9 protein-coding genes are annotated in these 14,534 nt (G+C 67.5%); 6 read left to right on the forward strand and 3 right to left on the reverse strand.

The genetic code is table 11. From position 1 onward, the window contains the following. The first annotated feature begins 15 nt into the window (after positions 1 to 15). From ACFWF1_RS13185 to ACFWF1_RS13205, 5 genes are all read left to right on the forward strand, one after another. Complete coding sequence (locus tag ACFWF1_RS13185; RefSeq protein ID WP_379284975.1) at positions 16 to 867, forward strand: fumarylacetoacetate hydrolase family protein; 852 nt, start codon at positions 16 to 18, stop codon at positions 865 to 867. Positions 868 to 889: 22 nt separating this feature from the next. After that, positions 890 to 1,813: a VOC family protein gene (locus ACFWF1_RS13190; RefSeq protein WP_379284974.1), complete on the forward strand. Its 924-nt coding sequence runs from the start codon at positions 890 to 892 to the stop codon at positions 1,811 to 1,813. Between the two features lie 64 nt (positions 1,814 to 1,877). Continuing rightward, positions 1,878 to 2,390 (forward strand): SRPBCC family protein, encoded by a 513-nt coding sequence (locus tag ACFWF1_RS13195; RefSeq protein ID WP_379284973.1) that lies wholly within the window; start codon positions 1,878 to 1,880, stop codon positions 2,388 to 2,390. Positions 2,391 to 2,435: 45 nt separating this feature from the next. Further along, complete coding sequence (locus tag ACFWF1_RS13200; protein ID WP_379284972.1) at positions 2,436 to 3,788, forward strand: carotenoid oxygenase family protein; 1,353 nt, start codon at positions 2,436 to 2,438, stop codon at positions 3,786 to 3,788. Positions 3,789 to 3,899: 111 nt separating this feature from the next. Continuing rightward, a complete protein-coding gene (locus ACFWF1_RS13205; protein ID WP_379284971.1) occupies positions 3,900 to 5,315 on the forward strand; it encodes an MFS transporter in 1,416 nt (471 codons plus the stop codon). Between the two features lie 143 nt (positions 5,316 to 5,458). On the opposite strand, the gene ACFWF1_RS13210 is transcribed toward ACFWF1_RS13205, so the two are convergent. Next, positions 5,459 to 5,731 (reverse strand): hypothetical protein, encoded by a 273-nt coding sequence (locus tag ACFWF1_RS13210; protein WP_379284970.1) that lies wholly within the window; start codon positions 5,729 to 5,731, stop codon positions 5,459 to 5,461. A gap of 193 nt (positions 5,732 to 5,924) precedes the next feature. After that, a complete protein-coding gene (locus ACFWF1_RS13215; RefSeq protein ID WP_379322180.1) occupies positions 5,925 to 6,713 on the reverse strand; it encodes an SDR family oxidoreductase in 789 nt (262 codons plus the stop codon). A gap of 106 nt (positions 6,714 to 6,819) precedes the next feature. Between ACFWF1_RS13215 and ACFWF1_RS13220 the strand changes: the two genes are divergently transcribed. Beyond that, the gene (locus ACFWF1_RS13220; protein ID WP_379284968.1) at positions 6,820 to 7,488 is read left to right on the forward strand and encodes a lysophospholipid acyltransferase family protein; all 669 of its coding nucleotides are present in this window, start codon (positions 6,820 to 6,822) and stop codon (positions 7,486 to 7,488) included. 1 nt (position 7,489) lies between these two features. Here the strand turns inward: ACFWF1_RS13220 and ACFWF1_RS13225 are convergent, their stop codons facing one another. Further along, on the reverse strand, positions 7,490 to 14,317 hold the full coding sequence (locus ACFWF1_RS13225) for an amino acid adenylation domain-containing protein (protein ID WP_379284967.1): 6,828 nt from the start codon (positions 14,315 to 14,317) through the stop codon (positions 7,490 to 7,492). Positions 14,318 to 14,534 lie beyond the last annotated feature (217 nt).

Raw genomic sequence — 14,534 nt, forward strand, 5'->3', positions numbered from 1 at the left:
TCAGGAGTTCACACCATGCGTTTCGCCACCATCTCGGGCCGGTTGTCGTTGATCACCGCGTCCGACACCGTCATCGACATCACCCGCGCCAGCCGCGGCCGGTTCGGCCCGTATATCCAGGACGCCTACGAGCTCTGGGACGAACTGCTCGAGTTCTGCACGACCGTCACCGAGGCGGGCATACCGCTATCGGACGTTCCGGCAACGAAATTCGGCAATCCGGCCCCGAGCCCCCGGCAGATATTCGCCATCGGCCTCAACTACGCCGACCACGCCGCGGAGTCGTCGTTCACGGTGCCCGAAGAGCCGCCGGTGTTCACCAAGTTCGTGACCTCGCTGGCCGGTCCGTACGGAACGATCACGCTGGTGCCGGGCAAGGTGGACTGGGAGGTCGAGCTGGTCGTCGTGCTCGGCCGCCCGGCGCATCGCGTCGCCGCCGCGGACGCGTGGCGCTACGTCGCGGGTGTCGCTGTGGGCCAGGACATTTCGGAACGTGTCCGGCAGCAGGCGGGCCCGGCGGCCCAGTTCAGCATGGGCAAGTCCTATCCGGGCTTCGGGCCGATCGGACCGGTGCTGGTCACCCCGGACGAGTTCAACGACCCCGACGATCTGGAACTGGGCTGCCTGATCAACGGCGAGCAGATGCAGAAGGGCCGGACCTCCGACATGGTCTTCCCGGTCCCCGAGCTGATCGCGCGGCTGTCGGCGATCACGCCGCTGCTGCCCGGCGATGTCATCTTCACCGGCACCCCCGCCGGTGTCGGGTTGGGCCGCACCCCGCAGCGCTATCTCGCCCCCGGCGACGAACTGGTCAGTTACGTGCGAGGCGTCGGCGAGATGCGTCACCTGATGGTCGCCGGGCACTGATCCCGAATTCCCTGGAGAGACAATGGCTTTGCACCGACTGTCCTCGGTCACGATCGGCGTGCCCGACCCGGCCGCGACACGCGACTACTACACCGAATTCGGGCTCGCACCCCGACCCGATGGCTGGCTGTCCACCCGCGACGGCGGCGACCAACTCCGGCTCATCCGCGCACCGTCCCGGCGGCTGGCCGAAATCGTCATCGGCGCAGACGATTCCGACGATCTCGACGCGGTGGCCGCCCGCCTGCACAAGCTCGGCCTGCCGGTGCAGCGCACCGCCGACTCGGTCGCCACCACCGAACCGATCGCCAATTTCCGTGCCGTGGTAGGGATCTCGAACCACCTCAGCCAACCCGTCACACCGGCGACCCCGTACAACGGGCCCGGCCGCATCGAACGCAGCGGCACCCGCGCTCCCGGTGTGCTGCGCGAGGATCCGATCCGCCCGCGCAAGCTCGGCCACGCGGTACTCGGCTCGGTGGACTACGCGGCGACCCGGCGCTTCTTCGTCGAGGGCCTGGGTTTCAAGCTTTCCGACGAGATCCAGGGCGAAGGCGCGTTCCTGCGCTGTTCCACCGACCACCACAACGTGCTGGTGCTCAAAGCGCCGGTCAACTTCCTGCACCACACCTCGTGGCAGCTCGACGACATCGACGACGTCGGCCGCGGCGCCACCGCCATGCTCGAAGGCAACCCGCAGCGACACGTCTGGGGGCTCGGGCGCCACCACGCGGGCTCGAATTTCTTCTGGTACCTCAAGGATCCAGCAGGCAACTTCTCCGAGTACTACTCCGACATGGACACGATCATCGACGACCAACTCTGGACCCCGGAGGTTTTCACCGGCGCCCAGGGCCTGTTCAGCTGGGGCCCGCCACCGCCACCGTCGTTCCTACATCCCGAAGACCTCGCCGCCCTGATGACCGGCGCACACCACGCCGGATAGCGGCCTACCCACCGACCAGAAGGCGGGACCTGAGGGTTCCGTGCCCAACCGACAAGGAGAGATCATGTCTGACCTGTACGTGCCCCAGATCCCGGACAACCTGAACATCCGGTTCGTCGAGAACCACATCGTCGTCGACCGCCCCGCGCAGGTCGTCTACGACTGGGCGACGACCTGGTCGAATCTGCCGAAGTGGCTGCCATTCGCGTCGGGAACCGAGGTGCGGCGCGGCACGGAAGGCGTCCCTGCCGAACTCGGGGATGTGCTGCTCGAGTACATCTTTCCGGAATTGAACGAGAAGCCGAAGGAATACACCGTGGTGGCGCGGGTGCCCGGCAAGCTGTGGACGGTGGTCGGCCGCGACGTGCTCGACGACGGTGCCCTGGCCCGGGCGATGCACGCCATCGCCACCTTCACCACCTTCGACCTCGGCGACGGGACCACCCTGTTCTGCCGGCTGTTCCAGCGGCTGATCCCCGACACCGAGCCGCCCGGCCCGCACCCGGTCGAACACCCGGCACGGATCCAGCCCGGACTGGAACTGCTGAAGGCCCACATCGAGGGCACTGCCGGATAGCTCGGAACGCACCCCTGCCGCTCGACCGAATCACGAGGAAACCCGATGAACAGCGACACCACGCTTGCCAAGCCCTACCTGACCGGCCACTACCGGCCCGTGCCGGACGAGGTGACCGCGCACAACCTGCCGGTGCGCGGGACCATCCCCACCGAACTGAACGGCCGCTACTTCCGCAACGGCCACAACCCGAAACCCGGTGACACACCGACACATTGGTTCAAAGGCGCGGGCATGCTGCACGGCTTGCGGCTGCGTGACGGTCAGGCCGAGTGGTATCGCAACCGGTGGGTGAAGACGCCCGCCCTCGACGGCGCACCCTATATCCGCGAGGACGGCAGCATCGATTTGACCGCCAGTGTGGCGGGCACCCACATCATCGAGCACGCCGGCCGCATCCTGGCGCTGCAGGAGTCGAACCTGCCGTTCGAGGTGACTCCGGAGCTGGATACGGTCGGCGCCTACGACTTCGGCGGGAAGCTGAAAACCGCGATGACCGCGCACCCGAAGGTGGACCCGGTCACCGGTGAACTGCATTTCTTCGCCTACTCCCCGGTCGCGCCGCACCTGATCTACTACATCGCCTCCGCCGACGGCGACATCCGTCACCAGCAGGTCGTCGAGGGGGCGGGCCCGTCGCTGATGCACGACTTCGCGATCACCGAGCACTACGCGGTGTGGCTGGACCTGTCGGTGACCTTCAACCTCGCCGAAACCTCCGGCATCCCTTACCGGTGGGACGACGCCTACCAGGCACGCATGGGTATCCTGCCCCGCACCAGCACCGGTCCGGTGCGCTGGTTCGACGTGGAACCCAGTGCGATGCTGCATGTTTCGAATGCCTACGAGGACGCCGCCGGGCGGGTTGTCGTGGAAGGCCCTCGGCTGGACCGGTCGGCCTGGGAGACGACGTGGAAGTGGTGGATCGGCGCACCCGGATACTCGACCGACCCGGTCGCCGGGGCTCTTCAGTACCGCTGGGTCCTCGACCCCGGGCAGACCACCGCACGCGAGGAAATGATGGACTCGCTGGTCACCGAATTCCCGACCATCAACCACGAGTACCTCGGGCGCCGCAACCGCTACAGCTACGCGGTCGCCTACCCCGGCTCCGGATACGACGGGGTCGGAATCGTCAAGTACGACAACGACACCGGCGCACGCCTGCTGGCCCCGACCGGTGCGGGCCGTATCCCCGGTGAAGCCGTTTTCGTCCCAGCCACCGACGCCACGGGCGAAGACGACGGCTACCTGCTCACCCTCGTCGGCGACCGCGCGGGCAAGGCGTCGGAGCTGCTCGTTCTCGACGCCCACGACTTCACCGCGCCGCCGGTCGCGGTCGTCGAACTGCCCCGGCACGTGCCCGGCGGCATCCACGGATCCTGGATCGCGGACTGATCGACGTTTCTCCTTGCGGCACAACCGAATTCGTTAGGACAACCGCATGTGGCCGTCCGGTGGCGACCGAGCCGCCGGACAGCCACATGCGCATGGACCCGGAGACAGATCATGAATCCCCGACTACAGCCCGCCCCCGTAACCCCTACCCTGTCGGCCCGGGCATGGATCGGGCTCACCGTCCTGGCCACCGCACAGTTCCTGGTCGTGCTGACCACCTCGATCGTCAATGTCGCCCTGCCCGACATCGGGCGCGGGCTCGAACTGTCACCCGTCGGGCTCTCCTGGGTCGTCAACGGCTACGTACTCGCGTTCGGGGCCCTGCTGCTCCTGGGCGGTCGACTCGGCGACGTTTTCGGACGGCGACGGGTATTCCTCACCGGCACAGCGATTTTCACGGCCACTTCGATCGCGGCGGGACTCGCCCCCACCGCCGCGGTTCTCCTCGCCGCCAGAGTCGGACAGGGGGTGGGCGCGGCACTGCTCGCCCCGACCGCACTCGCACTGGTGCTGACATTGTTTCCCGCAGGCGCCGGCCGCGCGCGGGCAATCGGCGTATGGGGCGCGGTATCGGGAATCGGCGGCGTCGCCGGTGTGCTGTCGGGCGGCCTGCTGACCGGCGTATTCGGCTGGCGCGCAGTATTTTTCATCGGCGCACCGGTTGCGTTCGCGGTGCTGGCCGCCACGATATCGCTGGTGCCCGCCGACCGTCCGGCGGGCGGCCGGATCGACCTATGGGGCGCGGCCACCGTGACCGGTGGCCTCGCCGCACTCACCTACGCGCTCTCGGTCGGCGGACAATACGGCTGGACCGCGCCCCGCGTCATCGTCCCGCTGATCGCGGCGGTCTTACTGCTCATCCTCTTCGCCGGATCGCAGCGGCGGCTATCGCAGCCGCTCGTCGCGCCCGCGATCCTGCGCATCGGCGGGGTACTGGCCGCGAACATCGTCATGACAATGCTCGGCGCGGTATGGCTGGGCCTGTTCTACTTCCTGCCGCTCTACCAGCAGAAGGTGCTCGGCTACACACCGATCCAAGCCGGCCTCACCCAACTGCCGCTGGCGATCATGATCACGGCAGCCTCCACGATCACACCGAAACTGACTCGACACCTCAACACCCGCGCCCTGCTGGCCACCGCCCTAGCACTGCTCGCAGCCGGGCTGGCCTGGCTTGCACGCACCTCCGTCGACGGTCGATTCCTCACCGACATCGCCGCCCCGTCACTACTCATCGGCACCGGACAAGGCATCGCGTTCGTTCTGCTCACCGCGCGAGCCACCACCGGCATCCCCGCCGAACACACCGGACTGGCCGGCGGCCTGATCAACACCACCCGCCAAATCGGCGGCGCACTCGGACTCGCCGGACTGCTCGCCATCGCCACCGTAACCGGCGACTCCGGCACTCAACCCCCACCAGCCCACCTCGCCCACGCCTACGGCACCGTGTTCACCGCCACCGCCGTCATCGCCGCAGCCGCGGCCCTACTGGCCGTCTTCCTCCGCGACAGACCTGCACGGTGAACGGCTGGTCCGAAAATAATCCGGGACTGTACCAGCGGTGTAGCTCCTGTCGGCCCTCGAGCGCGCTCGAGAAGGCCCCGGACTGGACAGCGGCGCGCTGGGGCCACCAGCCGACGATTTCGCTGCTCACCGCGACCAGACAGTCAGTACACCGAGGTCCGTTCCGGTCGGCCGCTTCCGGTCGCCAGGAACGGGAGGAACCGCGAGAGGAAGTCGTCGACGCCGGGTAGCGCCAGGATGCGGGTTACCGCGGCGCAGACGGTGATCAGTTGCGCGACGGCGGGCACGGTATCGACACCGCCCGCGACCGCGACGACGGGAATGAGAGAGGCGAGTGCGACCAGCACGGCGAAGACCGTGCGGGCGGTGGCCTGCCAGGGGTGGGCGACCTGGGTCGGGATGGCGATCTCGGGCATGGTGAATCTCCTTGTGTGCTTTTACCTTCCGATGTTGCGGATGGGCTTTGGCGGCGTGACAGCTGCCTTCCTCGCAGCCGCGGCCTGCCTGCGGCGTCCCCGTCGATCCAGGATGGCGGTTCCGGGCCCGGCCGGATACCGGCTGTTCCGGCCAGCAGAACGGCCCGCCGCAGTCGTTTTCTACCGGCGTCCCTCAGAGGTTGGGCCCGATTGCCAGACGGCTGATGTTCGTATCGACGGGCAATTCGAGCACGAAGGTGACGGCTTCGGCGACACGGCTGGGTGGGATGAGCCATGGCTTGTTGTGACCATCTGCCACCGACATACCCGCGTTCACATAGAGGTTCGTGTCCATGCCGCCGGGGAAGATCGTTGTCACCCGCAGTGGCGTGCCTTTGGCTACGCCTTCGATGGCTTTCGAGTACCCGGTCAGCGCGCCTTTGGTTGCGGCATAGACTCTTTCACTCGCGCCGGTTCCGGTGTGCAGCGGATCTCCGGCGGACGAGTTGATGAAAATGATCTGACCGGTTTCGCGACACAGTATGTTATGCGCCAGGGCGGCATCGGTGATGTTGATGGTGCCATTGATATTGACCGCGATGGCGAGCGAAGCGCGACCGGGGTCGGCCGCCTCGATGGCGTCGTTGGTGAAAACTCCCGCATTGTTCACCAAGGCCGAAATACCACCGGAATCCGCTGCCGCGATTGCCGACATCGTGGCAGCGACCTGCCCACGATCAGCGATATCACAGACGAACGTCGCACAGTGCTGTTCGCCCAACTCGCGCCGCGCGTCCCGGAGAGCGGATTCATCGATATCGATCAGGATTGCCGAGGCGCCGCGCCGGACGCAGCCGCGGGCGATCTCCAGCCCGAGGCCCTGACCGCCGCCGGTGATGACGACACGCCTGGACATCAGTGAACCCATAATTCGTCCCTCCGCACAGCGGTGTACGGTGCGCATCGATTGTGCCACAGGCATTCTCCGGCACGTGATATCCCGCGCGACCGCACGTACGAGGCGAAAGCAGGTAGCCCGTCGGTAGGCTGGTTCGAGGGCTGGAACGCCGAATCGTGTGGGGGTGGCAATGAACGAGGAACCGGTGCGGCGGCCGAAGGGGCTCGGTAAGCGCGCGTGGGTGACCACGAAACTGGTACGCCGCCTGCTGCGCGGGCTGGCCTGGTCGAATGTCGTGCGGGTCACCGTGATCGGCCGCGAATCGGTGCCGAAGACCGGTCCGGTGATCGTGGCCAGCAATCACATCTCGATGCTGGACGCGGTCTTCCTCTGGGGTGCGCTGCGGCGCCGAGCCGTCGCCATCGCCATGGCGGAACTGTGGTCGTGGCCGGTGGTGGGCTGGCTGGTGCGCCGGCTCGGCCAGATCCCGGTGTTGCGCCGGGACAGCGAATCCGGCCGGTCCGCACTGTCTCAGGCCGAACAGATCCTGCGCCACGGCGGCGTCCTGCTCATCTATCCGGAAGGGCGGCTCGTCGCCCCGGGCGAGCACGAACCCTACAAGCCCGGCGTCGCGAAACTGGCGCTGGCAACCGGGGTTCCGATCATCCCCGTGGGGACGACCGGAACCGACCGGGTACTGCCCATGCGCCGCACTCGCGGCACCGGCCCCGCCTTCGACCGCAGCCAACAGGTGACGATCCATTTCGGCGACCCCATCGACCCGGCCGACTTCGACGACCCCGAGAAGCTGCTCGATCACCTACGCCAGCAGATCGAAAACCTGCGCGTCGTGGATTGACCTATTCGTTGGCGCTGCCGATCGGGGTCGGCAGGAATCCCGACTTCAGGAAGGCGCCGATATAGGTGTGGAGCACGCTCGCATCGATCGGCAGGCAGGTGATCGCGCTCCCGGCCAGGGCTCGTCTGGTGTTGGTGCAATCCACCACGAGGTCGGCCGCGCCCGCCGCGTAGTTGCCGCCCAGAAGGGCGGCACGGACCAGGGAGTCGTCGCCGGCCAGGTAGCGGGCGTTGGCCTCGTCGGCGAGGCGAAGCTGGATGGTTTCCAGCGTTTCGGTCTCGATGGGCAGGCCGTGTTCGCGCAGGCACGCGAAGATGTCGTGGATCGCCAGCGGGGTTTCGTTGACCAGGTGGTACGCAGTATCGCGAGTCGTGATGAGTGAGATCTCCACGATGGCGCGGGCCACGTAGGTCACCGGCGCCAGTGAGATCGTCGCGTCGCCGACCTCGGGCGCCATGCCGAGGATGGCGGCCGCGCGGATCATGTTCCAGAACGAGTCGTCAGCGCTGTTGACGCCGATCTGCAGGTCGCCGGAAACCAGCCCGGGGCGGTAGATCCGGGCGGGCACGCCGCGCTCGGCCGCCTGCAGGACCAGTTGCTCCGCCGCCCATTTGCTCGCGATGTATCCCTGCGCGGGTAGTTCGTCGGCACTGATGCGGGTGGCCTCGACGACCGGCATACCGGGCTGGACGGTCGAGATCACCGTGTTGATCGTGGAGACGAAGTGGACCGGCTTGACCCGGTGAGTTGTCGCCAGGCGCAACACTTCTCGGGTGCCCTCGACGTTGGCGGCACACAGGCGCGGGTACGGCTCGAGGTGGTTCACCTGGGCGCCGTTGTGGTAGATGACCTCGATCCGCTCGGCGAGCCAGGCGTGGCACGCCTCGGACAGTCCGAGCGACGGCTCGGCGAGATCGCCTGGCACGAGCACGATTCGGGCCTCGGGTAGGTCGCCCCACAGCTGGTATCGCCGCAACGCCCGGTAGACCCGGTCGCGCGCCGCATCGATGCTGTCGGCACGCACCAGACACCAGACGACGGCGTCGGTGCGGTCGAGCAGTTCTCGCAGCAGGTAGGCGCCCACGAAACCGGTTGCGCCGGTCAGCAGCACGTCGCGGGCACGACCCTGATGGACCGGTTCGAGGCCTACGCTCGAAACCTCCGGTCCGAGTACAGCATCGGCGGTGATCATGGCGGGGCTGTGCACCGGGACGTCCTGACCATCGATGCGTGCGGCAAGGCTGCGCACGGTGGACGCACTGAAGAGGGTAGCGACGGGCAACTCGAGGCCGAGTCGAGCCGCCAGCGCGTGCTGCAGGGTGAGGGTGAGCAACGAGGTGCCACCCCGGGCGAAGAAATCGTCATCGGCACCGACCTGCTCGACTCCGAGCACCTCCGCGAACACCTCCGCGACTATCGCTTCGGTCCGGGTGGCAGGCGTCTGGAAGGTCGCGGCTGCGAAGGTCGGCTCCGGCAACGCCTTTCGATCCAGCTTGCCGACCGGCGTCAGCGGAATCTCGTCGAGCAGCACGATCGTGGCGGGCACCATATGCCGTGGCAGGCTGCGCTCGGCGTACTCGGTGAGCCGATCCACGTCCAGCGCACGGCCGGGCACGGCGCGCACGTAGGACACCAGAACCGTTTCCCTGGTATGTGTTTCGTGTCCGATGGTGACCGCGAACCCGACGTCTTCGTGACCGCTAAGCACCGCGTCGATCTCTCCGAGCTCGATGCGGAAGCCGCGGATCTTCACCTGGAAATCCGAGCGCCCGACGTACTTCAGGTCCCAGGGCACTCGGGTGAAGGTGGCGGCGGCGGCCCGCTGTTCCGGCGGCGCGTTCCAGCGCACCAGGTCGCCGGTGCGGAACATCCGCGAACCTGGTTCGCCCCATGGATTCGCGACGAACCTATCCGCCGTGAGCCCAGCTCGCGCGTGGTAGCCGCGGGCCAAGTTCGCTCCGGCCACATACAATTCGCCGGTGACGCCGGGCGGCACCGGTCGCAACCGCGCATCCAGCACCAGCGCGGATACGCCGGGTACCGGCCCGCCGATGGTGATGTCGCGGCCTGCGGTCTGTGCGCCCAGAGTCACGGCGATGGTGGCCTCGGTCGGACCGTAGGCATTGATATAGCGGCGGCCCGGCTGCCACTTCGCCACCAGCTCCGGTGTCGTGACATCGCCACCGACCAGCAAGGTCTCGGTGGTCACGCCGGTCGGATCGACGGTGCTCAGCACCGCGGGTGTGGCGCTGCAGTGCGTCACTTGCTCGGTACGCAGTACCGCCGCGAATTCGGGACCGCCGACCACGGTGGGCGCCAGAATGACCAAGGTCGCGCCGACCGACAACGTACACAGCCACTCGAAGGCCGCCGGATCGAAACTCGGCGAAATCGAATGCAACAGAAGGTGATTCGGCTCCAGTTCCAGGACCCTGACGGTGTGTTCGATCAGCCCGGCGAGCCCGGCGTGGGTGACCATGACGCCCTTGGGCACACCGGTCGAACCAGAGGTGTAGATGAGATACGCGGGATTGTGCAGGCGCAGTGGGGCAATCCGGTCGGCGTCGGTGATCGGCGCGGCGGATCGGCGCGCGCACACCACCTCGATGGCCGGATGATCGAGCAGCAGCCAGGTCACGTCCTCGGGGAGGCGATCGACCTGCTCGGCGGTGGTCAGGCCGAGCACCGCCGCCGAATCGGTCACCATGTGCCGCACCCGATCCACCGGATACGCCGGATCGACCGGCACATACGCGCCACCGGCCTTGGTGACCGCCAAGACCGCCGCGAGCATCTGGTAGGAGCGCGGGAAAGCCAACGCGACAAGACGTTCCGGCCCCACCCCGAGGCTGATGAGGAATCGCGCCAGCCGAGACGAATACTCGTCGAGTTCACCGTAGGTGATCGATCGGCCCTGGTCGCGCACCGCGATACGGTCGCGCCCGCACCGCATCCCGCGGAGCAGCAGATCCGGCATCACCGCGCCTGCCGTCGCCTCGGGATGGACCCGGGTGAGCGCGGCGTACTCGTCGTCGGCCAGTAACGCGAGATCCCCCACCGGCAGGTTCGGCCGTGCGACGATCGCGGCGAGCAATCGCGCGAACCGGTCCGCCAGCACCCGAATCGTCGCTTCGTCGAACAGCTCTCGCGCGAACGAGAACTGCGCGGCCATCCCCTCGGCCGTCTCCCGGATCGCCAGCGACAGGTCGAACTTCTCGATACCGGCCTCGAAATCGACTGCGGCAACGCGTAATCCAGGCAACTCGAAGGTGGCCTCCGGCAGATTCTGGAAGACGAACCCGACCTGGAACAGCGGGTTACGCGCCGTCGACCGATCCGGGCTCAGCGATTCCACCAGCCGCTCGAACGGGATATCGGCATGCTCGAACGCCCGCAGGTCAACCTCGCGCACCTGCTCCAGCAGCGCACCGAAGTCCTCCTGCCCGGTGACCCGCGCGCGCAGCACCAGCGTGTTGACGAACATGCCGATCACCGCGTCGAGTTCGGACTCACCCCGCCCCGCCACCGCCGTGCCGACGGCGATGTCGTCGGTCCCCGACCACCTGGCCAGGAAAATCGTCAACGCGGTGTGCAGCACCATGAACACCGTCGCATTGTGCGCACGGGCGAGCTCGGCCAGTCCGTGCTGTACTTCGCTGTCGATCGAGAACCGCACGTGCCCACCGGCAAACGACCGCATGGGCGGGCGCGGGCGGTCGAAGGGCAGCTCGAGCTCGTCGGGCAGGTCGGCCAGCGCGGTACGCCAGTAGTCGACCTGCCGCGCGATCAGGCTGTCCGGATCCGTCTCGGCACCGAGCGATTCCCGCTGCCAGATACTGAAATCGGCGTACTGCACCGGCAGCGGCGCCCAATCCGGCGCCGCACCAGCCGATCTGGCCGCGTAGGCGACCATCACGTCCCGGGTCAACGGCGCCATGGACCAACCGTCGCTGCAGATGTGGTGCGCGACGAACACCAGCACGTACTCGGTCTCGGCGTCCGTGTCGACCCGGAACAGACTGGCCCGCAACGGAATCTCCACCGCCACGTCGAACCCGGCGGCGGCCACCTCGATAGTCCGCGGCAGCACGTCGGCCACCGCGACCAGCTCCGGTACCAGGTCGACAGCCGCTTGTTCGGCGGGCCGGATCGATTGATAGGCAACGCCGTTGTGCTGCGGGTACACCGTGCGCAAGATCTCGTGCCGCGCGATCACGTCGCCGATGGCTCGACGCAGCGCCGCGACATCCAGGTCGCCGGTCAGCCGTACCGCGACGGGGATGTTGTAGACCGCCGACTCCCGATCGAACTGGTTGAGGAACCACATGCGCTGCTGCGCCATCGACAGTGGGATCCGCTCCGGCCGCGGCCCGGCCACCAACGCCTGGCGCCCGGTGCCGAGCTGCCGCCCCACCGCCACGGCCAGCGCGGCCACCGTGGGCGCGGTGAACAGCAGTCGCGCGGGCACCCGCGCGTCCAACGCCGCGCCGAGCCGGGCCGCGACCTGCGTGGCCAGCAGCGAGTTGCCGCCGAGCGCGAAGAAGTTGTCGTCCAAGCCGATTCGGCCGACGCCGAGCACCGCCGCGAACACATCGGCCACCGCTTCCTCGATGGCATTCGCCGGCGCGCGGAACACCGCGGTCTCGACGACCGGCGCCGGTAGCGCCTTGCGATCCAACTTGCCGTGCGCGGTCAGCGGTATCGCGTCGACGACAACGAACGCCGACGGCACCATGTACTCGGGCAACACCCGCGCCACCTCGGTGCGCAACGTCGCTACCTCGGGTCGCCCGACCAGATACGCCACGATCCGCTGGTCACCCGGTACGTCCTCGCGAACGACGACCGCGACCTGGCGAACCGGCGCCGACGCCAGGACGGCGGCCTCGATCTCGCCGAGTTCGATGCGGTAGCCGCGCACCTTCACCTGATCGTCGGCCCGTCCTAGGTAGACGAGGTCGCCGTCGGAGTTCCACGAGGCCAGATCGCCGGAGCGGTACAGCCGGGATCCGTCCGCGGCAAAGGGATTCGCTACGAACCGCCCCGCCGTCAATCCTGGATTGCCGAGATAGCCACGCGCCAACTGCACGCCGGAGACGTAGATCTCGCCCGGCACTCCCGTCGGTACCGGATTCAACCGGTCATCCAACACCCAGATCCGCAAAGCCGGTATGGCAGTGCCGATTACGCTGCGGTTGCTCGCCGAGACCCGATGAATGGTCGTGTGCACGGTCGTTTCGGTGATGCCGTACATGTTCACCAGCTGCGTCTCGCGGTGGCGGACGCGCCAGTCGTCGAGTCGGCGGAACTCCAGCGCCTCGCCGCCGAACACGATGTACCGCAACGACAATGCGGGGAGATCGGCGGACACCGCGCGGTCCGCCTCGGCCAGTTGGTAGAACGCCGAGGGGGTTTGATTGAGCACGGTCACCCGCTCGTCGCGCAGCAACTCCAGGAACTGGTCGGCCGCTCGCGAGGTTTCGTAGTCCACCACGACCAACGTGCCGCCGTGCAGCAGTGGTCCCCACAGCTCCCACACGGAGAAGTCGAACGCGTACGAATGGAACATCGTCCACACGTCATGGTGGTCGAAGGTGAACTGCGAGCGAGTGTTCGCGAAGAGCGCCACGACATTGCGGTGCGGGATCTGAACGCCTTTGGGACGCCCGGTCGACCCGGATGTGTAGATCACATACGCGAGGTTGTCCGGGTGCAGCGCGCCGATCCGGTCCGCGTCGGTCACCGGAGTGTCATCCGGAAAGTCGCTGTCGTGCACCGTGATCGAGGGTGCCACAGTGGGCAGGGTGCTGCCCGGCTCTGTCACCACACACGACGGATCGGCATCGGCGAGCAGGTACGTGATCCGATCGGCCGGATACGCCGGATCGACCGGTAGATAGCCACCCCCGGCCTTCACCGTCGCGAGCAGCGCGACCACCAGGTCCAGCGATCGGGGCAATGCCACCGCCACCAGCTTTTCCGGACCGATGCCGAGCGCGATCAGCTTGCGCGCCAGCCTGTTTGCCCGGGCATCCAGTTCGCGGTAGGTCAGTGTTCCGGTACCGAATTTGACCGCGGTCGCGTTCGGGTGCGCCGCGACCACGCTGTCGAACAGCCCGGTGAGCGTCAGGTCCGGCCTTGGTGACGTGGCCCGCGGGAACACGGTGGCGAAGAACTCGCGGAGTGGTTCCGGCAGGTGCGGATCCGGCTGCGCGCCGATCGCGGCGACCTGCGCCTGGGTCACCGGCACGGCGTCGAAGATGCCCGTTGAGCCTGCGGTCACATAGGCGATGTCGTCCTCTTGGATGGGGCGCAAGCGATCCTGGTACGTCACCGGATCGCCCGACAGCTGATCGAGTTCGGCGAGCATCCCGGCATCGTCGACCGTCAGCCACTCGAGCGAGCCGGAAGTCCGGCTCGATCCAGGCCACGGCGTACCCGCCGTCAGACCGAGCGCCGGTCGTGTGTCGGACAGCAGGTACTCGGCCTGCTCCCCCGGCGCGTTCGCGTCCACCACGACGAAACCCGCGCCGGTTTTCGCCACCGCCCACATCGCGGAAACCGCCCCGACCGGCGCGGCGATCGCCACGGCGACGAGGTCCCCCGACCCGACGCCGCGCCCGATCAGCAGCCTGGCCAACCGCGACGACACCTCGTCGAGCTCGCGATAACGCAGCACCGCGCCCGGCAGCAGCACGGCGACACCGTCGGGATCGGCCTCCGCCGCCACCGCCAACAGCCGCGGCAGGATCGCTGCCTTGCGCCGTCGCGTATGCACCGGCCGTGTGCGCACTGGTTTTCGCACCGGCCCGGACGCGTTATCCGTCACACCTATCTCCCCTACACATTTGCCTTACCCCAGCAGATTGCTCATAACTCATCGCCTGCTATTGGTCACTTGACCAGTTCGCGACACGGAGACTTTTCCGGGTCAGCGGCGTCGCCGTCGCCCACAACCGTCGGATTCCTATCACGAACCCGACCCACTACCGCACACCGTGTCTTCCAATTGAAAGTAGCCACTCAATAGCTCTTTCCTCAGAATG

It is taken from the genome of Nocardia sp. NPDC060255 (assembly GCF_042727395.1).
In the GTDB taxonomy this organism is placed as follows: domain Bacteria; phylum Actinomycetota; class Actinomycetes; order Mycobacteriales; family Mycobacteriaceae; genus Nocardia.

Bases quoted from the DNA above. Each gene is read 5' to 3' on its own strand.
- ACFWF1_RS13195 (WP_379284973.1), top strand. From the start codon at position 1,878: ATGTCTGACCTGTACGTGCCCCAGATCCCGGACAACCTGAACATCCGG.
- ACFWF1_RS13215 (WP_379322180.1), bottom strand. From the start codon at position 6,713: ATGCCTGTGGCACAATCGATGCGCACCGTACACCGCTGTGCGGAGGGA.
- ACFWF1_RS13210 (WP_379284970.1), bottom strand. From the start codon at position 5,731: ATGCCCGAGATCGCCATCCCGACCCAGGTCGCCCACCCCTGGCAGGCC.
- ACFWF1_RS13205 (WP_379284971.1), top strand. From the start codon at position 3,900: ATGAATCCCCGACTACAGCCCGCCCCCGTAACCCCTACCCTGTCGGCC.
- ACFWF1_RS13185 (WP_379284975.1), top strand. From the start codon at position 16: ATGCGTTTCGCCACCATCTCGGGCCGGTTGTCGTTGATCACCGCGTCC.
- ACFWF1_RS13220 (WP_379284968.1), top strand. From the start codon at position 6,820: ATGAACGAGGAACCGGTGCGGCGGCCGAAGGGGCTCGGTAAGCGCGCG.
- ACFWF1_RS13200 (WP_379284972.1), top strand. From the start codon at position 2,436: ATGAACAGCGACACCACGCTTGCCAAGCCCTACCTGACCGGCCACTAC.
- ACFWF1_RS13190 (WP_379284974.1), top strand. From the start codon at position 890: ATGGCTTTGCACCGACTGTCCTCGGTCACGATCGGCGTGCCCGACCCG.